The 20,342-nt window shown below is 67.9% G+C and carries 18 protein-coding genes, 1 tRNA gene and 2 pseudogenes; 11 read left to right on the top strand and 10 right to left on the bottom strand.

Features of this window, described 5'->3' with window-relative positions; genetic code table 11:
- The first annotated feature begins 96 nt into the window (after positions 1-96).
- The 4 genes from O9344_RS08500 to cysA are packed head-to-tail and all read left to right on the top strand — an operon-like array spanning position 97 to position 3,931.
- Positions 97-1,158 (top strand): sulfate ABC transporter substrate-binding protein, encoded by a 1,062-nt coding sequence (locus tag O9344_RS08500; protein WP_298475155.1) that lies wholly within the window; start codon positions 97-99, stop codon positions 1,156-1,158.
- Positions 1,155-2,018 (top strand): sulfate ABC transporter permease subunit CysT, encoded by an 864-nt coding sequence (gene cysT / locus O9344_RS08495; RefSeq protein ID WP_298475154.1) that lies wholly within the window; start codon positions 1,155-1,157, stop codon positions 2,016-2,018. The genes O9344_RS08500 and cysT overlap by 4 nt, the downstream gene beginning before the upstream one ends.
- Complete coding sequence (cysW, locus tag O9344_RS08490) at positions 2,011-2,874, top strand: sulfate ABC transporter permease subunit CysW (RefSeq protein WP_298475153.1); 864 nt, start codon at positions 2,011-2,013, stop codon at positions 2,872-2,874. Before cysT ends, cysW begins: the two co-directional genes overlap by 8 nt.
- Entirely contained in the window at positions 2,813-3,931 is a 1,119-nt protein-coding gene (cysA, locus tag O9344_RS08485; RefSeq protein WP_298475151.1) for a sulfate ABC transporter ATP-binding protein, read from the top strand. The genes cysW and cysA overlap by 62 nt, the downstream gene beginning before the upstream one ends.
- 276 nt (positions 3,932-4,207) lie before the next feature.
- Here cysA and O9344_RS08480 read toward each other — a convergent pair whose 3' ends face one another.
- The 7 genes and pseudogenes from O9344_RS08480 to O9344_RS08450 all read right to left on the bottom strand — a co-directional run bounded on the left by O9344_RS08480 (position 4,208) and on the right by O9344_RS08450 (position 11,694).
- Positions 4,208-5,224 carry a tripartite tricarboxylate transporter substrate-binding protein gene (locus O9344_RS08480; RefSeq protein ID WP_298475149.1) on the bottom strand — a complete coding sequence of 339 codons (1,017 nt, stop codon included), beginning with the start codon at positions 5,222-5,224 and terminating at the stop codon, positions 4,208-4,210.
- A gap of 125 nt (positions 5,225-5,349) precedes the next feature.
- Positions 5,350-5,979: pseudogene (locus tag O9344_RS08475) on the bottom strand (dihydrodipicolinate synthase family protein); the annotation flags it as partial.
- A gap of 135 nt (positions 5,980-6,114) precedes the next feature.
- A complete protein-coding gene (locus O9344_RS08470; RefSeq protein ID WP_298475147.1) occupies positions 6,115-7,080 on the bottom strand; it encodes a tripartite tricarboxylate transporter substrate binding protein in 966 nt (321 codons plus the stop codon).
- Positions 7,081-7,209: 129 nt separating this feature from the next.
- Positions 7,210-8,520, bottom strand: a complete 1,311-nt coding sequence (gene hmgA, locus O9344_RS08465) for a homogentisate 1,2-dioxygenase (protein ID WP_298475175.1) — start codon at positions 8,518-8,520, stop codon at positions 7,210-7,212.
- A 73-nt stretch (positions 8,521-8,593) separates the two neighbouring features.
- Positions 8,594-9,367 (bottom strand): SDR family oxidoreductase, encoded by a 774-nt coding sequence (locus tag O9344_RS08460; protein WP_298475145.1) that lies wholly within the window; start codon positions 9,365-9,367, stop codon positions 8,594-8,596.
- Between the two features lie 113 nt (positions 9,368-9,480).
- Entirely contained in the window at positions 9,481-10,806 is a 1,326-nt protein-coding gene (gene fahA, locus O9344_RS08455) for a fumarylacetoacetase (RefSeq protein WP_298475143.1), read from the bottom strand.
- 114 nt (positions 10,807-10,920) lie between these two features.
- Positions 10,921-11,694 (bottom strand): helix-turn-helix transcriptional regulator, encoded by a 774-nt coding sequence (locus O9344_RS08450; RefSeq protein WP_298475141.1) that lies wholly within the window; start codon positions 11,692-11,694, stop codon positions 10,921-10,923.
- Positions 11,695-11,801: 107 nt separating this feature from the next.
- Between O9344_RS08450 and O9344_RS08445 the strand changes: the two genes are divergently transcribed.
- A complete protein-coding gene (locus O9344_RS08445) occupies positions 11,802-12,476 on the top strand; it encodes a GntR family transcriptional regulator (RefSeq protein ID WP_298475139.1) in 675 nt (224 codons plus the stop codon).
- 172 nt (positions 12,477-12,648) lie between these two features.
- Positions 12,649-12,801, top strand: a pseudogene (locus tag O9344_RS08440) (transposase); the annotation flags it as partial.
- 446 nt (positions 12,802-13,247) lie between these two features.
- Here the strand turns inward: O9344_RS08440 and O9344_RS08435 are convergent.
- Positions 13,248-13,332: transfer RNA gene (locus O9344_RS08435), tRNA-Tyr, on the bottom strand.
- A 197-nt stretch (positions 13,333-13,529) separates the two neighbouring features.
- Between O9344_RS08435 and rlmB the strand changes: the two genes are divergently transcribed.
- The gene (rlmB, locus tag O9344_RS08430; protein ID WP_298475137.1) at positions 13,530-14,363 is read left to right on the top strand and encodes a 23S rRNA (guanosine(2251)-2'-O)-methyltransferase RlmB; all 834 of its coding nucleotides are present in this window, start codon (positions 13,530-13,532) and stop codon (positions 14,361-14,363) included.
- Between the two features lie 17 nt (positions 14,364-14,380).
- Here the strand turns inward: rlmB and O9344_RS08425 are convergent, their stop codons facing one another.
- Positions 14,381-14,854 carry a hypothetical protein gene (locus O9344_RS08425; protein ID WP_298475135.1) on the bottom strand — a complete coding sequence of 158 codons (474 nt, stop codon included), beginning with the start codon at positions 14,852-14,854 and terminating at the stop codon, positions 14,381-14,383.
- 368 nt (positions 14,855-15,222) lie between these two features.
- On the opposite strand from O9344_RS08425, the gene O9344_RS08420 reads away from it, so the two are divergent.
- From O9344_RS08420 to O9344_RS08405, 4 genes are all read left to right on the top strand, one after another.
- Positions 15,223-16,890 (top strand): MFS transporter, encoded by a 1,668-nt coding sequence (locus tag O9344_RS08420; RefSeq protein ID WP_298475174.1) that lies wholly within the window; start codon positions 15,223-15,225, stop codon positions 16,888-16,890.
- Between the two features lie 274 nt (positions 16,891-17,164).
- Complete coding sequence (locus O9344_RS08415; protein ID WP_298475133.1) at positions 17,165-17,386, top strand: hypothetical protein; 222 nt, start codon at positions 17,165-17,167, stop codon at positions 17,384-17,386.
- 170 nt (positions 17,387-17,556) lie between these two features.
- A complete protein-coding gene (locus O9344_RS08410; RefSeq protein ID WP_298475131.1) occupies positions 17,557-18,372 on the top strand; it encodes a CoA transferase in 816 nt (271 codons plus the stop codon).
- Complete coding sequence (locus tag O9344_RS08405; RefSeq protein ID WP_298475129.1) at positions 18,372-19,133, top strand: CoA transferase; 762 nt, start codon at positions 18,372-18,374, stop codon at positions 19,131-19,133. The genes O9344_RS08410 and O9344_RS08405 overlap by 1 nt, the downstream gene beginning before the upstream one ends.
- Before the next feature lie 9 nt (positions 19,134-19,142).
- Here the strand turns inward: O9344_RS08405 and O9344_RS08400 are convergent, their stop codons facing one another.
- On the bottom strand, positions 19,143-20,339 hold the full coding sequence (locus O9344_RS08400; protein WP_298475127.1) for a CoA transferase: 1,197 nt from the start codon (positions 20,337-20,339) through the stop codon (positions 19,143-19,145).
- Between the last annotated feature and the right edge of the window lie 3 nt (positions 20,340-20,342).

Genomic DNA, 20,342 nt, shown 5'->3' with positions numbered 1-20,342 from the left:
AACGTGGATCTTTTTTCTCTTTTCCGCCCAAATCCCGGTTGATCGGAGGACGGCTTTGTCATGCTCTTGAAGGCAGAAACGTCATTCGGAGGCCACATGACCCGCCACGTCCCCGCTCTCTCGCGACGAGCCCTCCTCGCCTATGGAGCCGGAGCCGCCGGAACGGCCGCCCTCATCGGTGCATCCCGTCCGGTGCGCGCCCAGGCGCCCGTCACTCTCGTCAACGTCTCCTACGATCCGACGCGCGAGCTCTACCGTTTCCTCAACGAGGCCTTCGCCAAACATTGGCGCGAGAAGAGCGGCCAGCAGGTGACGATCCGCACCTCCCATGGCGGCTCGGGCCGCCAGGCGCGCTCGGTGATCGACGGGCTTGAGGCGGATGTCGTCACCCTCGCCCTGGGTGGCGATATCGACGCCATCGTCGAGAACGGCGGCAAGATCGCCGCCAACTGGCAGAGCAGGCTGCCGAACAATTCCTCGCCCTACACCTCGACCATCGTGCTGCTGGTGCGCAAGGGCAACCCGAAGCAGATCCGCGACTGGGCCGACCTCGCCAAGCCCGGCATCAGCGTCATCACGCCGAACCCCAAGACCTCGGGCGGCGCACGCTGGAACTATCTTGCAGCCTGGGCTTATGAGCTCGCCCGCACCAATGGCGATGCGGCCAAGGCCAAGGCCTTCGTCGAGGCCATCTACCGGAACGTCCCCGTGCTCGACACCGGCGCGCGCGGTTCCACGACCACCTTCGTCCAGCGCAATCTCGGCGACGTGCTGATCGCCTGGGAGAACGAGGCCTACCTGTCGGTGCAGGAATTCGGCGCCGACAAGTTCGACATCATCACCCCCTCGCTCTCGATCCTCGCCGAGCCGCCGGTGACGGTGGTGGACCAGGTGGTCGACAAGCGTGGGACGCGGGCGGTGGCGCAGGCCTATCTCGAGTTCCTCTACACGCCCGAGGCGCAGAAGATCATCGCCAAGAACTTCTACCGGCCGTTCAAGCCGGAGGCGGCGGACCCTGCTGACATCGCGCGCTTCCCGCAGCTGAAACTCGTCACGATCGACCAGCAGTTCGGCGGCTGGGCCAAGGCCCACAAGGACCATTTCGCCGACGGGGCGAGCTTCGACCAGATCTACCGCCCCGGCGCCGCGACGCGATGACGGCGGCCACCCTGTCAGGATGGAGCCTGCCGCGACGGCGGCCGAGCGCGCTGCCCGGATTCGGGCCGACGCTCGGCTTCGCGCTGGCCTATCTCTCGCTCATCGTGCTGATCCCGCTGTCGGTGCTGGTCTGGCGCGCATCAGGCCTTGGCATCGGCGGTCTGGTTGCGGTGGCCTCCTCGCCGCGGGTGCGGGCGGCGCTTGAGACGAGCTTCTACCTGTCGCTCGTCGCCGCCGCGCTCAATGCGGTCGCCGGCCTCGTCGTCGCCTGGGTGCTCACCCGCTACCGCTTTCCCGGCCGGGCCGTCCTGGATGCGATGGTGGACCTGCCCTTCGCCCTGCCGACGGCGGTCGCCGGCATCGCGCTTGCCGCCATCTACGCCACCAATGGCTGGGTGGGATCGCTGGTGAACGACCTGTTCGGCATCCGCATCGCCTTCACGCCCTCCGGCATCTTCGTGGCGCTGGTCTTCATCGGCCTGCCCTTTGTCGTGCGCACCGTCCAGCCAGTCCTCGCCGACCTTGACCGCGAGGTCGAGGAAGCCTCCGCGACGCTCGGGGCGAGCCGACTGCAGACCGTGGTGCGGGTGATCCTGCCCGCAATGCTGCCGGCGGTGCTCACCGGCTTCGCCCTCGCCTTCGCCCGCGCCGTCGGCGAATACGGCTCGGTGATCTTCATCGCCGGCAACATGCCCTTCGTGTCGGAGATCGCGCCGCTGCTCATCATCGTGCAGCTGGAGGAGTTCAACTATGTCGGCGCCACGGCCATCGCCGTGGTGATGCTGGCCATCTCCTTCACCAGCCTCCTCGCCATCAATCTCGTGCAGGCCTGGTGCCTGAGGCGGTACGGCCATGTCTGACGTGTCGCGCGCCACCTTCCGCTCGCCGCTTCAGGAAAGCCTCGCCGTCCGCTGGCTGCTGATCCTCGTCGCTGTCGCCTTCCTCGCGCTGGTGGTGCTGCTGCCGCTGGCGGCGGTCTTCAGCGAGGCGTTGCGCAAGGGACCGGAAGCAGCGCTTGCTGCCTTCGATGACGAGGCGACCTGGTCGGCGGTGACGCTGACGCTCACGGTTGCGGCCATCACGGTACCGGCCAATCTCGTCTTCGGCGTCGCCGCCGCCTGGGCCATCGCCAAGTTCGAGTTTCCTGGAAAGAGCCTGCTCATCACCCTGATCGACCTGCCCTTCTCGGTCTCACCGGTGGTCTCGGGCCTGGTCTTCGTGCTGGTCTTCGGCAGCCATGGCCTCCTCGGTCCCCTTCTGTCGGCCTGGAACATCAAGATCATCTTCGCCCTGCCCGGCATCGTGCTGGCGACGACCTTCGTGACGCTCCCCTTCATCGCCCGCGAGCTGATCCCGCTGATGCAGGAACAGGGTACGGCCGAGGAGGAAGCTGCGCTGACCCTCGGCGCCTCGGGACTCAAGGCCTTCCTCACCGTCACTCTGCCGAACATCCGCTGGGCCCTGCTCTACGGGGTCCTGCTCTGCAACGCCCGCGCCATGGGCGAGTTCGGCGCTGTCGCCGTCGTCTCAGGCCATATCCGCGGCCTGACCAACACCATGCCGCTCCATGTGGAGATCCTCTACAATGAGTACAATTTCGTTGGCGCCTTCGCGGTTGCCGCCCTCCTCGCCCTCCTCGCCCTGGTCACGCTCGGTGCCAAGTCCCTCCTCGAATGGCGATACGGCGACGCGCTCGCCGGCAAGAGCCGACACTGAGACGGCAGGCGCCACGGCCATTGCGGTCCGTGGCCTCGCCAAGGACTTCGCCGGCACCCGCGCCCTGGATGGCATCGACCTCGACATCCGCCCGGGCGAGCTGCTGGCCCTGCTGGGGCCTTCGGGCTCCGGCAAGACGACGCTGCTCAGGGCCATTGCCGGCCTCGAGCCGCTCTCCGCCGGCACGGTGCATTTCGGCGGCGAGGATGCGACTGCCCTTCGCGTCCAGGACCGCAAGGTCGGCTTCGTCTTCCAGCACTACGCGCTGTTTCGGCACATGAGCGTCGCGGACAACATCGCCTACGGCCTCGCCGTTCGTCCGCGCGCCCTGCGCCCGCCCCGCGCCGAGATCCGCCGGCGGGTGGAGGACCTCCTCGAGCTGGTGCAACTGCCCGGCATCGGCCAGCGGTTCCCCGGCCAGCTTTCGGGCGGCCAGCGCCAGCGCGTGGCGCTCGCCCGGGCCCTCGCCGTCGAGCCGCGCGTGCTCCTCCTCGACGAGCCTTTCGGTGCGCTCGACGCGCAGGTCCGCAAGGACCTCCGGCGATGGCTGCGCGACATCCACCATCGCACTGGCCACACCACGGTCTTCGTCACCCATGACCAGGAGGAGGCGGTCGAACTCGCCGACCGCGTGGCGATCCTCAACCGCGGCCGGCTTGAGCAGGTGGGCTCGCCCGACGACGTGCTCGACAGGCCGGCCAACGCCTTCGTCGCCGGCTTCGTCGGCCAGGCGGTGCGCCTTGACGTGACCGTGGCCGACGGGGTGGTCCGCGCCGGCGGGATCGGGCTGGGTCCCGCCCCCGCCGGAGCGACCAGCGGCCCGGCCGCGCTGTTCCTCAGGAGCGGCGATGTCAGCGTCGTTGCAGCCGGAGCCGGGACGACGACAGGCACGGTGACGGCGAACACCCGTTCGGCTGCGAGCCGGCGGCTGGAGATCCGGCTTGCCGACGACCTGCCGCAGATCGAGGCCGAGGTCCCGCTCGACCGGGCGGTGGCGCGCAGCGAGACGGTGGCACTGACAATCCGGACCGGGCGGCTGTTCCCCCTGGTGGGCTGACCACGCCCGAGAATGTCACGTCTTGCGTTCCCCCCGCCAGAAGACGCCGGCAGTCCTGCGGCGAGCGTCTCTGGCGCCTTTTTCCTATCGCGTGGCCACGACGGCAGGTGGCGCGGCTGGAGTGGCCTGCAGAGGTGCTGACGGCCTCAACGCGACCGTGGCGAAGAGGATCAGCCCAAAGGAACCGGCGACCAAGCTCCAGTCGACGATGCGGACGATGATCTGGCGTGTTGTCATGGCGCGTGTGGTCAATTCAAAGTCGGCTTCGTCCGATCATCAGCTGCGGGCGAGCCCGGCCTGCTGGACGACCTCGGCGAAGGCGGCGACGTCGCGGCGAATGAGGCTCGCGAAGGCCTCGGGGCCTTCGGCAAGGATATCGAAGCCGAGGCTCGACAGCGGCTCGGCGACGGAGGGGTCGCGCAGGGCCCGGGCGATAGCGCCATGGAGGCCCTCCACCAGCGGGCGCGGCGTGGTGGCCGGCACAAGGAAGCCCTGCCAGCTCACCAGGTCGAGCCCCGGGGCGACGGTCTCGGCGAGGGTCGGAACATCAGGCAGCGCCTTCGAGCGCGCGGCCGACGTGACGGCGAGGCCCTTGAGCGTCTTCTCCTGCACCTGCGTCGTCACCGCCGGCAGCGTGATGAAAAGGGCGTCGAGATGGCCGCCGAGCAGATCGCGGCTGGCGGGCGCGCCGCCATTATAGGGGATGTGGTTGACGGACAGCCCGCCGAGCCGGCGGTTGAGGATCTCGCTGGCGAGATGGCCGATGACGCCGTGGCCGGGCAGGCCCACCTTCACCGCGCCGGGCCGCGCGCGTACCGTGTCCACATAGTCCGCGATCCGGTCGATGCCCGACCCCGGATGGGTCAGGACCAGCTGCGGCGCGGTGATGGCGAGGGTCACCGGCGCGAAACTTGTCACCGGGTCGAAGCCGAGCCGCGGAAACAGGCTCTTGTTGATGGCGAGGCTGTCGCTGGCGACGAGGATGGTCAGGCCGTCGGGTGCCGCCCGGGCGGCGCGCTCCGAGCCGAGATTGGTAGAGCCTCCGGCGATATTCTCGACCACGGTCGGCTGGCCGAGCGCGGCACCGACCGCCTTCGCCACGGCACGGCCGAGCACATCGACACTGCCGCCGGGCGCGAAGGGCACGATGAATCGGATCGCCCCCTTCGGCGTCTCAGCCCGCGCGCCGCGGATCAGGCCAGGCGCGGCGATCGCCGCGACCATCGCGGCCAGTGCCGTCCGGCGGTCGGGACCTGAGATCTCGGGGGTGACGGGGTCATGGCGTTCGAGCATCGCGCGCCCTTTCGGCACTGATCATTCAAGGCTCGAATGATCGCGGCAAAAGGCGGTCAAGACAATGAAATCGCTGGCTGAATTGGGCCTGCACGGGAGATCGACGCTCTCTCACGGATGGTTGTTCAGGCAAATTCTTCCAGGGCCTTGGCGAGGAGCGCGCGGGGCCCGGCCGCCAGCGGTTCCTGCGGCGGCACTGGATCGCCGACCGCATGGCCGCGCAGCGCCAGGCCAGCCTTGATGACGGCCGCAAGATTGTGGCGGGCGAAGAGCTCGTTGAGCCGCCACAGCCGCCGCTGCAGCGCCATCGCCTCGTCCCATCGCCCGGCGCGGCAGAGGTCGTAGAGCCGCACGCTGTCGCGCGGCACGAGACAGGCCGGTCCCGCCATCCAGCCTACCCCGCCGATCAGCATGACGGCGGCGGGAATGTGGGCGGAGGCGGAATGGACCGCGAGCCGGTCGCAGCAGCGGGCGATGATCGACAAGAGCCGGCCCGTATTGGTCGAGGCATCCTTGATGCCGACGATGCGAGGATGGTCGGCAAGCCGGTCAATGACGTCGAGCGACAGGTCGGAGCGCTGGAAATTGGGGTTGGTGTAGAGCACGACCGGCAGGTCGGTCGCATCTGCGATGGCGCGGAAATAGCTCTCGAGCGCATCGTCCCCCAGCGGGAAATACGCCTCGCAGATGGCCAGCAGACCATCGGCGCCAAGCGCCTGGTAGGCGCGGGCCTGGACGACGGCATCGGCACGGCTGCGACACAGCGGGCCCTCACCGTCATGCACGAATGCGCCCTCGCCGCGATGGAGTGTGGAAGAGCTGACGCAACGCCTCCCGATGGGGGCATGCCTCAACGACCGGACGCGCGCATGCCCAGCCGCCTCCGGTGTCTAGATCTGCTCGATGCCGGATGCCCGGACGACGCGCTTCCAGCGCTCGATCTCGCCGACGACGAAGGCCTTCATGCCCTCGGGCGTCGAGCCCTCCGGCTTTACGCCGAGAAAACCGAGCTGCTCGCGCACCTGGGCCGACAGCAGCGCCTTGTTAATGGCGCCCTCAAGCCTGGCGATGACCGATGCTGGGGTCGCGGCAGGCGCCGCGATGCCGATCCATGAACGAACCTCGAAGCCCGGCAGCGTCGTCGCGATCGGCACCAATTCAGGGAGCGCCGGCCAGGGCTCGCGGCTGGTGACGCCAAGGCCGCGGATGGTTCCGGCCCGGATCGCCGCACCGGTGACGGTGATGGAATCGACCATCAAGTCGATGCGCCCCGACATCAAGTCGCTCAGAGGCTGCATGCCGCCGCGGTAGGGAACGTGCGTCAGCTTGATGCCGGCCGTTTCGGCGAAGAGCTCACCAGCCAGATGCTGCGTCGATCCAAATCCCACCGATGAGAAGGTCAGCTTGCCGGGCTCCCGCCGAGCTGCCTCGACAAGCTGGGCGATCGACTGGATCGGGCTATCGGCTCGCGCTGCAATGACGAAGGGAAAGGTTGCCACCAGCGAAGCGAAGGCAAAATCATCGACCGGATTGAAGCGCAGGCTCTTGTAGAGCGCCGCCGAAACGGCATGGCCTCCGGTGAGCAGGATGATCGTGTGGCCGTCGGGTGCGGCGCGGGCGACCTGCTCGGAGGCCAAATTGCCGCCCGCACCCGGCTTCGCCTCGACCACCACCTGCTCGCCAAGATCCAGGGAGAGCGCGTTGGCGACGACGCGGGAGATGGAGTCGGCGTTACCGCCGGCGCCGAAACCGTGCATGAGCATCACGGGACGCCGCGGCCAGGCCTGGGCGGAGGCCATCCGGGGCATGAGACCGGTGGAGAGAAGGGCGGCCACGGCCGCGCGGCGTGTAGGCATCGGGGGCTCCTTGGATGTGTGACGGTCGGGAGCGTCTTGGCGCGCTCTCGTCTTGATATACGGCGCCTTGCGCGGCGCGGGGCCGCCACGCCGCCGGTCGGCCACCGCCCGTGGCCGCGGCTGTCGGCCTCACGTCGGCGCGAAGGCGCGTTCGACCCGATCCCAGCAGTCCGGATAGGCGCCGTCCATGAGGTCGAGGCTGGAGGCATAGGCGGTGGGGCTGAGCGGAAAGCGCGTCTCGAACATGAAGGCCATGGTCCCCGACAGCTTCTCCGGATGCAGCGGCTTGTTGGAAGCCTTCTCGAAGGCCTCGGCATCGGGGCCGTGGGCGATCAGTGCATTGTGGAGGCTCATGCCCCCCGGCACGAAGCCACCGGGCTTGGCGTCGTAGACGCCGTAGATGAGGCCCATGAACTCGCTCATGACGTTCATATGGTACCAGGGCGGGCGAAACGAGTTCTCCATCACGATCCAGCGCTCCGGAAAGATGACGAAGTCGACATTGGCCGTTCCCGGCGTGTCGGAGGCCGAGGTGAGGACGGTGTAGATCGACGGATCGGGATGGTCGAAGAGGATCGACCCCACCGGCGAGAAGCGGCGCAGATCGTATTTCACCGGCGCGAAATTGCCGTGCCACGCCACGACATCCAGTGGGGACTGCGGCAGGTCGGTCACGTAGAGCTTGCCGAGCGCCTTAACGAACATTCGGCAGGGCCGCTCCTTGTCCTCGAAAGCTGCCACCGGAGCGAGGAAATCGCGGGGGTTGGCGAGGCAATTGGCGCCGATCGGGCCGCGCTCGGGCAAGGTCAGGTAGGAGCCGTAATTCTCGCAGACATAGCCGCGCGCCGGGCCGTTGGGCAGGTCGACCTTGAACTTCATCCCCTTCGGAACGACGACGATCTCGCCGGGCGCCGCATCGAGAATGCCGCATTCGGTGAACACCTGGATGCTGTTCTCCTGAGGCACGAGCAGCATCTCGCCATCGCAATTGTAGAAATAGTCGTCGCCCATGGACTGGTTGGCCACATAGACGTGGCTCGCCATGCCGGCCTGCATATGGACGTCGCCGCCGGTGCAGATGGTGCGTAGGCCCGACAGGAAGGTGCAGGGCTTGCTGGGGATGGCGATGGGGTGCCAGCGCATCTGGGCGATAGGGAGCGAACTCTCATCGCGGCAGGGCGCCGTCCGGATCAGGCCATGGTCGACCTGCCGGAAGCCGCGACCATGCTTCACCGAGGGCCGTATCCGGTAGAACCAGGTCCGCTTGTTGGCGTGGCGCGGGGCGGTAAAGGCCGAGCCCGATAACTGCTCCGCATAGAGGCCCTGGGGCGCCTTCTGGGGCGAGTTGCGCATGATCGGCAGGGCGCCCTCGACGGCCTCGGTCGCGAACGAGTTTTCGAACCCGGTCATGTAGGCGATGGAGCCGTCGCGCGGCGACAGGACCGCCTCGCTCGGCGCGAAGGTGGGAACGGCGTTCACGGCTGTCTCTCCTCTGTCTGGGGCGGCGTCGGCGTTAGAGATGGCGCCCGTTGTCGACGACGATGGCGCTGCCGGTCGTCAGGCGCAGATGCGTGATGGCGGCGAGGATCGCGAGGGCGACGTCGTCGGCCTCCGTCACGATCTTCAGCGGCGTGCTGGCGGCCTGCTTCTCGACATTCTCGCGGCCGCGGCCCGGCACGAAATCTGTCGCGACCGCCGCGGGCGCAACGGAGATGACCCGCGTTTCCGGGGCCAGAACGCGGGCCAGCGACAGGCTCATCGTGTCGAGCGCGCCCTTGGAGGCGCAGTAGGCGATGGAACTGCCAAGCCCCGTCATTCCCGACAGCGACGAGACGTTGATCACGACGGAATCGCCGCTCGCCCGCAGCAGCGGGGCAAAGGCGCGGATCGTCGCGAAGGGGCCGCGGACATTGGTCAGCAGGATCCGGTCGAAGGTCGCATCGTCGAGGGCGTCGAGGTCGGCATGCGGGACGGCGCGGGTCACGCCGGCGGAATTGACGAGCACGTCGACCTTGCCGAAGGCCGCGCGCACGGCCTCAGCGGCAGCAACGATGGCGGCGCTGTCCTCCATCGGCAGATAAAGGGCGACATGGCCCTGGCCGGGGAGCTGGGCGATGAGCGCCTCGGCGCGCTGCTGACCCGAGTTGTAGCCGACCACGACGGTGGCCCCGGCCTTGGCGAGCCGCTGGACGGTGGCGGCGCCGATGCCGCTGCTACCGCCGGTCACCACCGCGATCCGTCCGCGGAGCGGATATTCGCCCTGCCCGCCCTGTCGCAAGCTGCTCACTGCGTCTCTCCCTGATCGTTCCGGTAACCCGGCTTCGCGGGTCATGGCCCTTGAGGCGTCATTCTACAGGTTTCGCCGGGATCCCTCTGTCCCAAGCGATGGGGACATGATTGTCAGGTGCCGACCGGTAGTGCCGGCCGGACCGTGCCCCGACAGGTGCCGAAGCCGAGCGAGGCAAAGCCGGGCTTCTCGCATCGTCCCGTGAGGGACAGCTCGTCACCATCCTCGAGGAAGCGGCGGCTGTCGCCATCGGCCAGTGTTTTCGGCTCGCTGCCGCCCCGGGTGATCTCGAGCAGGCTGCCGAGCGCATCCGGGCCATTGCCGGAAATGGTTCCGGAGCCGTAGAGGTCGCCAGCCTCGAGGCTGCAGCCGTTGCTCGTCTGGTGCGCGACCATCTGCGCCGGCGTCCAGTAGAGCCCCGCTGCGGAGGCCGTGCCGAGACGCTCGGCGCGATGGCCAGCGGCGGCCATGGCAGGCGTCCGCAGCCACGCGGACAGCGTGATGTCGAGGCCCCCCATGGCCTGGTCCGCGGCATCGAACAGGTAGGGCAGCGGCGCCGGGTCATCCGCCGCCCTGGCGGCCGCAGGCACGCGAAACGGCTTCAGCGCTTCGGCGGTCACGATCCACGGCGACACCGAGGTCGCAAAGCTCTTCCCCAGAAATGGTCCGAGCGGCTGGTATTCCCACGCCTGGATGTCGCGTGCTGACCAGTCGTTGAGAAGGCAGAAGCCGAAAATGTGTTCCCACGCCGCACCGATGGGGACGGTCTCGCCGACGGCGGTGCTAGCGCCGAGGAAGATGCCGAGCTCCATCTCGTAGTCGAGCCGCAGGCTTGGACCGAAGGAAGGCGTCTCCTCCCCCTCCTGGCGCCTCTGACCATTCGGGCGGCGGATGTCGGCGCCATCGGCCCTGATCGTCGAGGCCCGCCCATTATAGGCGATCGGCACATGCTTGTAGTTCGGCAGGAGCGGCGCGTTCGGCCGGAACAGGCGTCCGGCATTGGTCGCGTGCTGGATCGAGGCGAAGAAGTCGATGAAGCCGCCGGGACGGACGGGCAGCCGCATCTCGGCATCGACCATGCCGAACAGGAACGGCTCCAAGGCGGCCTGGTGCGCCGACCCGGCCTCCAGGCGTTGGACCAGGGCTCGGCGCAAAGCCCGCCACGCCGACGGCTGTAGCTCCATCAGCGGGCCGAGCGACGGCGCGGTCAGCACCGTGACGGCGGCATCGACCTCGTCGGCCAGTTGCTTTGCGATGGCCGCGAGATCCAGGATGCGGTCGCCTATGGCAACCCCGATGCGGAACTCGGCAGCACCTTTCGGCCGGAACACGCCGAGGGGCAGGTTCTGCAGCGGGAAATCGGTCCGGGGATCATGGGCGGAGGCAACCCAGCTGCGGCGTTCGGGAGCATGGGTCTCATCGATGGGGCTGTCGGTCACGACGCTCTCGGGGTGCTTCGGAAACGCCCGTCAGTGTCGCACCGGATGACTCCCGGCGCTGTCACAGCCGGTGGGGACAAGGGCTGCGGCCTGCGCGCGACGGCCGGCGGGCCATCACATCATCAGGCGGCGCATCAGCTCATTCTGTGAGGAGATGCCGAGCCGGGCATAGGTGCGCTTGCGGTAGGTCAGGACGGTGTTCAGGCCGATGCCGAGACGCAGTCCGATGCCCTCCGATGTCACCCCTTGCGCGATCAGGGCGCAGACCTGTCGCTCGCGCTCGGTCAGGCCCGGTTCAAGCCGTCTGATGCGGGCTTCGAGATTGGCGTCGAGGTCGCGCGAACTCTGGGCCGATACCGCTTCGTCGTGGCGCCACAGCAAGGCCATCAGCAGATCGGCCATCTGCCCGAGCCGGGCGACGTCCTCCTGACGGAAATCGTCATCCCGCGAGCGATAGACGCTGAGGCGCATCGTCCTGTCATTGCGCTTCTCCGCGACTGACAGCCGGTGGTCGAGGTTGATCTCGGCGTAGCATTCCCGGCGATAGTCGCCCTTCTCGACATCGGCGGCGTCGATATCGACGATGATGCGGCCATCCCGCGACGCGGGGCCGGCCAGCAGCCGGGTGACGGGATCGTTGTTCCAGTGCCGACGGATGTAGCGGTCGGCGACCGTCCTGGCCACGCGGCGGGGACCAAGATTTTCCGCGAGGACGGTCTGGATTGTCCCGCGATGGGTCGTGGCGAAGGCGGTGACATGGTCGGTGCCCAAGGCCGACCGCGCGAAGGTCAGGAACTGCGACCCGAAATCGCTGTGGCCGATATGGGCGATGAGCCCGGCACATCCGGGATCCTGCGTGCCGAACCGCCTCCCGTCATAGACCTGCATCGGACATCTCCGGCCCCTTGGCGCGTCATCAACGAGCGCCCCGTGCGTTTGCATTCTTGTTTGCATGCAAACTCGCATGCGTGATACTGGGGTGTCAATGAAGGGAGATGTCCGAGGTGCGTTCGCTATCGGTCACGACGCTAGGCGCCAGCGCGCTGCCGCCGCAACGCCGCTCAGGAGAGGTCTTCGATCGCGTCCGGCAGGCGATCATTGCGGGCGAGTTGCGTCCCAATGAGCCGCTGATCGAGGCCGATATCGCCGAGCGCCTCGGTGTCAGCCGCACGCCGGTGCGCGAGAGCCTGCAGAGGCTGGCGGCGGCCGGGTTGATCGTCCCGCGCAAGCGTGGCTGGGCGGTCCGGGAGTTCTCCCTGGAGGATCTCACCCTGAACGCGGAGGTTCGCGCCGCGCTGGAGGGCGTCGCAGCGGGATTGGCGGCTCAACGCGCTACGGTCGACGACCTCGCGCAGCTGTTCGCCATCCACGCGGAACGTCTGGCGCTGGACCCGCAGGACGAGAAGGCCCGCGTGCGCACGAACCGGGCTTTCCACGACGCGGTGATCGCCGCGGCCCGCAATCCCAAGCTGGTCGACGCGATCGACGCGACGGGCCTGTTCTACTTCAACGGCGACGTGGTGCGCATGTCGTCCGCCGAGCAGATGGCTCAAGGCAATGCCGACCATGCCCTGATCCTCGACGCATTGGCGGCGAGGGACGCGACCGCGGCGGAGCGCCATATGCGGGCCCATATCGAACGCACGACGAGGATCATCCGCAATCGTTGACGATCTCGGATCACGGGGCGCTGCATTCCTTTTGCGCCATGGGCGATTGCCAGTCCTTACGCGGGCACAAGAACGACCTGGATTAAGTTGGCTCTCATTCGCTGCTCGAATTGGCCTGCTGCCGGTTTCGTGGACACCGAGATTGGGTGTTTCATGAAGCCGAAGGTGGCAAATGCAGCGACGGAAGTTTTCGCGGGAGTTCAAGGTTGAAGCGGTTCGGTTGATCAAGGAGCAGGGCGTATCGGCGGCTCAGGCAGCGCGCGATCTCGACGTGCACGAGAACGTGCTGCGCAAATGGGTGCGGGAGCTGGCGTCCGATCCCAGCCAGGCCCAGACGGCTGCGAGCTCGTCCCGCTTTTCGCCAGCCATGTCGAAGTTCACGTGCCCTTGCGCGCTCGCGATGAACTTCTCGTACTGGTTCTCGGCGAACAGGCAGGCCGCTTCCAAGACGGCTCGGGCCTCCTTCGAAGTGAGCATCTTTCCAAACCTGCCGGCAAACACGTCCTCTGCTATCGAGGATACCGTGACTGCTCGTCGCCTGGCGAGAGCGGCATCGGACGTTCTCAGGCTGATCGTTAATGCATTTACGGCCTGAGGCGGTCAACCTTTGGGGACGCAGCGACGCCAGAAATAGGCTCCGCCGCGGCGCAGGACGTGTGGAATTGCAGGCACGCGTGCTCTCCGTATGTGAGAACGCATGTGCGAAGCCATGTGCACCCCGGAGGGGGCTACACACTCAAGCTTTTGATCTCAAAGGGAAATCAGGTGGGATGGTGGGGGAAGCAGGACTCGAACCTGCGAAGGCATAGCCAGCGGATTTACAGTCCGCCCCCTTTGCCGCTCGGGACATTCCCCCGTCCCATGCCCGGATCGGGGCGGTGGCCCCGGGGCGTGGCGCGCTTGATAGGGACACCCCCCTGCCCTGTCAACCGGCAAAGCACCGCGTCGCCGCCTGTCACGTCGCGGTCCACAGAGCGGTGGTGACGGGATGCGGCCGAACGCCTGCCGGTGCTTCACCGTTGCGCCGCGGACGGCCCCATGGGATGAGGGCGCATGAGCACGACCCCTCCGCGCGGCCCGAAGAAGCCGTTCCGCCCTTTCTCCAAGCCCGGCAAGCCCTTCAAGGGGCGCGGCGGCCGCGTGCTGCGCGAGCCTGCACCGGAATTCGAGACCGGCACGGTCCTGCTCTATGGCTGGCACACCGTCTCCGAGGCGCTGAAGAATGGCGGGCGGCGCATCCGCCTGCTGCTCGCCACCGAGAATGCCGCCAAGCGCCTCGACGAGGAGGGCATCGCCCATGAGGCGACCATCGTGCCGGTGCGGGACATCGACAAGCGCCTCGCCGCGACGCCGGACGCCGTCCACCAGGGTCTGTTCGCCGAGGCCGATGCCCTCGATGCGCCGGACATCGAGGACATGCCGGCCGAGGGCGTGCTGCTGCTGCTCGACCAGATCACCGATCCGCACAATGTCGGCGCCATCGTCCGCTCGGCGGCCGCTTTCGGCGTGAAGGCCATCGTCACCACCAACCGCCATTCGCCGGAGGCGACCGGCGTCCTCGCCAAGAGCGCGTCGGGCGGTCTCGAGCATGTTCCCTTCGTGACGGTGCAGAACCTTGCCCGCGCCATGGCGACGCTCCGCGACCAGGGCTTCCAGATCATCGGGCTCGACAGCGAAGGCGAAGAGGACCTCGACGCCGTGAAGCTGCGGGCGCCGGTGGCGCTGGTGCTCGGCGCCGAGGGCAAGGGCCTGCGCCAGCTCACTCGCGAGACCTGCGACGTGCTCGCCCGCATCGACATGCCGGGCGCCATCAAGAGCCTCAACGTCTCCAACGCCGCCGCGCTGTCGCTCTATGCGGTCACGACGCGGCTCGGCCTGCGGCGCTGAGGTCTCGCAGAAGGCGGTCAGCGCGCCCGCGCGGGCTGGCGCATCACAGGATCATCCATGGTGATGACCCGCGCATCGGATCCGCTGGGATAGTAGGGCGGACGAGGCCCCATGGGCAGGCGCCCCGTGAACGGATCGCGAGGCGCACCCGTCACGGCATAAGGGCCAGAGCGGGGCCGGCCGGGCCGCACCGGCATCACCTCCGGCGGATGGCTGTAGATCGGCGGCTGGTAGATCGGCAGGGCCTGGCCGTAATCGACCGTCGGCTGCTGGCGCCACGTTCCCGCCCTCACCCGGCGCACCGGGCAGCCATCGCAGCGATAGATGTGGCGAGTGACGAGCGTGCCGTCGGGCAAGTGCTCGTCGGTGATGACGATGCTGCGGGTCTGGGCCGCGGCAGGAAAGGCCGCGCCCGCCACGGCGAGCAGGGCAAGACCGAAAAGCGCCATGGAGCGGAGCGGGCGGCGATACGAGGGTCTCTGGCGGGACATGACGGTAACTCCCGGATGACGCGGGCGGGCCCGCGTGCCTGAGCCGGAGAATAACCCAGCACGGGCGTAAACGCAGGCGCCGCGGCCCGGGGCGGGCTTCATCCTTGATTCATCATGAACGCGCCCGTGGCGCCGCCTTGCCCTCGCTCAGGACCTACGCCACACCGCCATCGAATATCTCCGCTTCGCTGCGCAATACGGTTAGTGCGACTTAAGTCTCATCAACCATTGTCGAGGCGACAAAGCGTCGCTGCGCGGATTAGTCCTAGGGCAGCGGTTCCTCGCGTGGACCGGCAACGAACAAGAAGAAGCAGACGCGGCCAAGCCGCCAACTCGCCACCCCAATTCAGGAAGGAAACCCCATGACCATGGCAACAGCCGCGGGCGCACCGGTAACGCCGCGCCCCATGTCTGCGGAGGAGCGGAAGGTCATTCTCGCATCCTCGCTCGGTACCGTCTTCGAATGGTACGATTTCTACCTCTACGGCTCGCTGGCCGTGATGATCGGCGCCCAGTTCTTCGCGCCCTTCGACGCCAACACCCGCGCCATCTTCGCGCTGCTCGCCTTCGCCGCGGGCTTCCTGGTGCGCCCCTTCGGCGCCCTCGTCTTCGGCCGCCTCGGCGACATGGTCGGCCGCAAGTACACCTTCCTCGTGACGATCCTCATCATGGGCGCCTCGACCTTCCTGGTCGGCCTGCTGCCCTCCTATGCCACGATCGGCTGGATCGCCCCGGTGATCCTCATCATCCTGCGCATGCTACAGGGCCTGGCCCTGGGCGGCGAATATGGCGGCGCGGCCGTCTATGTCGCCGAGCACGCCCCGGTCGGACGGCGCGGCTTCTACACCGCCTGGATCCAGACGACGGCCACAATCGGCCTGCTCCTGTCGCTGCTCGTCATCCTCTCCATCCGCGTCTATCTCGGCGAGGCCGAGTTCGCCGCCTGGGGCTGGCGCATTCCGTTCCTGCTGTCGATCTTCCTCCTCGCCATCTCGGTGTGGATCCGTCTGCAGATGAACGAGAGCCCGGCCTTCCAGAAGATGAAGGCGGAAGGCACCGGCTCGAAGGCGCCGCTTTCCGAGGCTTTCGGCCAGTGGAAGAACGCCAAGATCGCCCTCCTCGCACTGTTCGGCCTCACCGCCGGCCAGGCCGTGGTCTGGTACACTGGCCAGTTCTACGCCCTGTTCTTCCTGCAGAGCATCCTCAAGGTGGACCTGTTCACCTCGAACGTGCTGATCGCCTGGTCGCTCATCATCGGCACCGGCTTCTTCATCGTGTTCGGTTCGCTCTCCGACCGGATCGGCCGCAAGCCGATCATCATGGCCGGCTGCCTCATCGCAGCCGTCACCTTCTTCCCGCTCTTCGCAGCGCTGACCAAGGCCGCAAACCCGGCCCTGCACCGCGCCCACGAGCAGGTGAAGGTGGTGCTCACCGCCGATCCGGCGGGCTGCGGCAACGTCTTCAATCCCGTCGGCACCCGCGTGTTCACGGCGCCCTGCGACGTGGCCCGCGTCGGCCTCGCCAACCAGGCCATCAAGTATGACCTGGTCAACGGCCCGGCCGGATCGGGGGCCTCCGTGACGGTCAATGGCACGGCGGTTCCGATCGACGCGCAATACGTGGCCAATCTCGGCCGTGCCACCCAGGCGGCGGGCTACCCGGCTCCGGGCAATGCCGAGATCGTCAAGGTCAACGGCTTCTTCGCGGCGCTCGGCAGCGGCACGGCCCTGTGGATCATCGGCATCCTGACGATCCTCGTCATCTATGTGACGATGGTCTACGGCCCGATCGCCGCGGCACTGGTCGAGCTCTTCCCGACCCGCATCCGCTACACCGCCATGTCGCTGCCCTACCATATCGGCAACGGCTGGTTCGGCGGCCTGCTGCCAGCGACCTCCTTCGCCATGGTGGCTGCCACCGGCGATATCTACTACGGCCTCTGGTACCCGATCGTGATCGCCCTGATGACCTTCGTCATCGGCGTTCTCTTCGTGCCCGAGACCAAGGACCGCGACATCTTCACCTACGACCACTGACGATCACGCGATCCCCTGTTCGACTGCGCAGCGCCGGGGCCCTCCCCGGCGCTGCTGCATTCTGACGGAGAGGTGACGTTAAGTCATGCGTCGTTGCAAAAATTAAATGTCTTAATGGCGTCGATTTGGGCGATTTCGCATTCTCGTGATTGGAGAGTAAGCAGAAGAGGGTCCATCTCACGGGCGTCGACGGCGGACACCTCCCGCCGACAGCTCAACACCCCTCGCGGAGCGCGTGTCCCTCCCCTCGCGAATGATCCGATGGAGTACACCCATGAAGAAGCTCATCCTCGCTGCCGTGCTGGCCGCCCCCCTCGCCGCCCCGGCCCTCGCCCAGCCGGAAGTTTCCGGTTTCGCCGGTGAGAACGCCGCTGTCACGCAGTACCAGACCCAGGCTCCGCGCGAGTTCGCTGCCCGGCGCTTCGCGAACCCGGCTGCTGTGACCCAGGCCCAGCAGGTCCAGATCGACCGCCATCGCAACCCCTACAACGACTGAAGACCTCCGCCTTCAGGTGGAACGACCGACGCCGGGGCCTTCTCGCCCCGGCGTTTTCACGTGAGCTGTTCCGTCGAGGGGCCGGCTTGCCAGCGCCGCGGGCGCAGGCGGATAGTCAGGCGACCCGCCGCGACGAGCGGGGCGGCCGAAGGGCCGCACGGAGGCCCGCCATGACACAGCCGACGCTCGACGACCTTGCCGCCATGGTGCCCCACGGGGCGAAGCTCGCCTTGCCCGTCGACTATGCCGGCGTCTCCATGGCCATGACCCGGCCGCTCATCGCGCGAGGCCTGCGCGACCTCCACGTCGTCTGCCTGCCCACCGGCGGCATGCAACCTGACATGCTGATCGGCGCGGGATGTGTCGCCACCATCGAGACCAGCGCCATGACGCTCGGCGAGGCCGGCGGCGCACCCTGCTTCACCCGCGCCGTGCGCGAGGGTGCGGTCAAGGTGATGGACGCCACCTGCCCCGCCGTCCATGCCGGGTTCCTGGCGGCGCAGAAGGGCGTGCCCTTCGCCACCCTGCGCGGCATGATCGGCACGGACCTGCTCGCCAACCGGCCGGACTGGAAGGTCATCCAGAACCCCTTTTCCGACGAGCCCGACCCGATCGTCGCGATCCCCGCGATCCGTCCTGATGTGGCGATCTTCCACTGTCCGATGGCCGACCGCGACGGAAATGTCTGGATCGGCCGCCGCCGAGAACTCGCCAGCCTCGCCTATGCCGCCGAACGCACCCTCGTCACCGTCGAGCGCATCGTCGAGACGAGCCTCCTCGCCGACGAGGTAACGGCGGCCGGCGTCCTGCCGGCGCTCTATGTCGAGGCGGTGACGGTGGCGAAGAACGGCGCAGCGCCGATCGGCCTCTGGGGCGAATATCCCGCCGATATGGAGGCCATCGGCCGCTACGCGCGCGAGGCGCGCACGCCCGAGGGTTTCCGCGCCTTCCTTGATGGCGCCGACCGCCTGCTGGAGGCGGTGTGATGGGCGCCATCCTGCCGCGCGAGCGGCTCATCGTCGCCATTGCCGGCCTGCTGGACGGCGTGCGCCACGTCGCCGTCGGCGCCTCCTCACCCATCCCCGCCGCCGGTGCCATGCTGCTCCGGGCGCTCGCCGAACGCGATGGCAAGCCGCGCGTGCGCATCTCCATCCTTGGCTCGCGCGAGCACAACTTCTTCACCAACGGCTCGGCCGAGCTCTTCGACTGCGCCGGCCAGGGCCGCATCGACGCCTTCTTCCTCGGCGGCGGCCAGATCGACGGCGAGGCCAATATCAACCTCGTCGGCACCGGAGACTATCCGCGCAATCCCGTGCGCTGGCCCGGCTCCTTCGGCTCGGCCTATCTCTATTTCGTCGTCCCCCGCGTCATCCTCTTCCGTGAGGAGCACACGCCGCGCGTCTTCGTCGAGAAGGTCGATTTCGTCTCCGCGCCCGGCACCAGCGAGGCCGGGGTCTATCGTCCCGGTGGGCCGCATGCCCTCCTCACCAGCCTCGCGCTGTTCTCCTTCGACAAGGAGCGCCGCCGGTTCCGGCTGGAGAGCGTCCATCCCGGCCACAGCATCGCCGAGGTGACGGCCGCCACGGGCTTCACCTTCGACCATGACGAGGCGGTGCCGGCGACGCCCGATCCGGACCCTGCCACCCTTGCCCTGCTGCGCGGCCGCGTGCTGACGGAGCTTGAGGAGACCTATCCGCAATTCGCCCGGCAGATGGCGGCGGAGTTGCGCGGGTCAGCGGCGGCCTGAAGCCGTGCCTCAGCCGAGGCCGATGGCACCTTCGGCGGCGAGACGGTCGATCTCGCCCGCCGCATAGCCGACCTCAGCCAGCAACGCGCGCGTATGCTCGCCGAGCCGCGGCGCCGGCCGGTGCGGCACGGCCTGCGTCTTGGACCAGCGCGTCGCCGGCTGGATCTTGCGGATGCGCCCCTCGCTCGGATGGTCGATGACCGGCAGCAGGTTCACCGCCTGGACCTGCGGGTCCTCGAGGATCGAGCCGAAATCGTGGACCGGCACGAAGGGAATATCCGCGCGCTCGAGCAGATCCATCCAATCGGCGGTGGTCCGTTCGCGGAAAGTGGCCGCCACCTCGGCATAGAGCGCGTCGATATGCTCGGTCCGGGTCTTAATCGAGACGAGCCGTGGGTCCGAGTCATATTCTGCAAGCCGGCCAGTGGCTTGGTAGAAAGACTTCCACTGCTTGTCGTTGTAGACGAGGGCGCAGATATAGCCGTCGCGGGTGCGATAGGGCCGCCGCTCCGGCGACAAGAGCCGCTGGTATCCGCCCTCGCCCAGCGGCGGGTCGAAGGTGAGGCCGCCGAGATGATCGGCGAGCGTCAGGCCGACCATGGTCTCGAACATCGGCACGTCGAGCCGCTGGCCCTCGCCGGTCTTCTGGCGGTGATAGAGCGCCGCGGAAATGGCCCCGACAGCCGCAAGTCCGACCACCCGGTCGGCAATGGCGGCGGGGACGTAGCGCGGCGTGCCGTCGCCCGCGCGCGCGATGAGGAAGGGCAGCAGCGCCGCCCCCTGGATCAGGTCGTCATAGGCCGGGCGCGCCGCATAGGGCCCCTCCTGCCCATAGCCGAACATGCCGGCATAGAGGATGTCGGGGCGCACCGCCTTTACGTCCTCATAGCCGAGCCCAAGCCGCGCCATGGCCTGCGGGCGGATGTTGTAGGCGAGGACATCGGCGCGCTCGCAGAGCTTGAGCAGCGCGCGGCGCCCGCCCTCGCTCTTCAGGTCGAGGACGATCGAGCGCTTCGAGCCATTGGCGTTGAGGAACAGCGCACCCATGCCGTGATGGCGCGCCGGCCCGATGTAGCGGACCGGATCGCCGCCCGGCGCCTCGACCTTGATGACGTCGGCGCCGAGCTCGGCGAGCCCCTGCGTCGCCGAGGGGCCCATCATCACGGTGGTCAGGTCGAGGATGCGGACCCCTGCGAGCGGTCCCACGCG

It is taken from the genome of Phreatobacter sp., from assembly GCF_027532945.1.
Lineage (GTDB): Bacteria > Pseudomonadota > Alphaproteobacteria > Rhizobiales > Phreatobacteraceae > Phreatobacter.
The sequence above is the reverse complement of the archived record's forward strand: the minus strand, read 5'-3'. Positions and strand labels throughout refer to the sequence as shown.

What these genes read in the sequence shown, in the direction of transcription:
- O9344_RS08470 (WP_298475147.1), bottom strand. Translation starts at nt 7,080, where the DNA reads ATGCCTACACGCCGCGCGGCCGTGGCCGCCCTTCTCTCCACCGGTCTC.
- rlmB (WP_298475137.1), top strand. Translation starts at nt 13,530, where the DNA reads ATGAGCACGACCCCTCCGCGCGGCCCGAAGAAGCCGTTCCGCCCTTTC.
- O9344_RS08410 (WP_298475131.1), top strand. Translation starts at nt 17,557, where the DNA reads ATGACACAGCCGACGCTCGACGACCTTGCCGCCATGGTGCCCCACGGG.
- O9344_RS08415 (WP_298475133.1), top strand. Translation starts at nt 17,165, where the DNA reads ATGAAGAAGCTCATCCTCGCTGCCGTGCTGGCCGCCCCCCTCGCCGCC.
- O9344_RS08480 (WP_298475149.1), bottom strand. Translation starts at nt 5,224, where the DNA reads ATGCTCGAACGCCATGACCCCGTCACCCCCGAGATCTCAGGTCCCGAC.
- O9344_RS08420 (WP_298475174.1), top strand. Translation starts at nt 15,223, where the DNA reads ATGGCAACAGCCGCGGGCGCACCGGTAACGCCGCGCCCCATGTCTGCG.
- O9344_RS08445 (WP_298475139.1), top strand. Translation starts at nt 11,802, where the DNA reads ATGTCCGAGGTGCGTTCGCTATCGGTCACGACGCTAGGCGCCAGCGCG.
- cysW (WP_298475153.1), top strand. Translation starts at nt 2,011, where the DNA reads ATGTCTGACGTGTCGCGCGCCACCTTCCGCTCGCCGCTTCAGGAAAGC.
- O9344_RS08405 (WP_298475129.1), top strand. Translation starts at nt 18,372, where the DNA reads ATGGGCGCCATCCTGCCGCGCGAGCGGCTCATCGTCGCCATTGCCGGC.
- O9344_RS08500 (WP_298475155.1), top strand. Translation starts at nt 97, where the DNA reads ATGACCCGCCACGTCCCCGCTCTCTCGCGACGAGCCCTCCTCGCCTAT.
- cysT (WP_298475154.1), top strand. Translation starts at nt 1,155, where the DNA reads ATGACGGCGGCCACCCTGTCAGGATGGAGCCTGCCGCGACGGCGGCCG.
- O9344_RS08425 (WP_298475135.1), bottom strand. Translation starts at nt 14,854, where the DNA reads ATGTCCCGCCAGAGACCCTCGTATCGCCGCCCGCTCCGCTCCATGGCG.
- O9344_RS08450 (WP_298475141.1), bottom strand. Translation starts at nt 11,694, where the DNA reads ATGCAGGTCTATGACGGGAGGCGGTTCGGCACGCAGGATCCCGGATGT.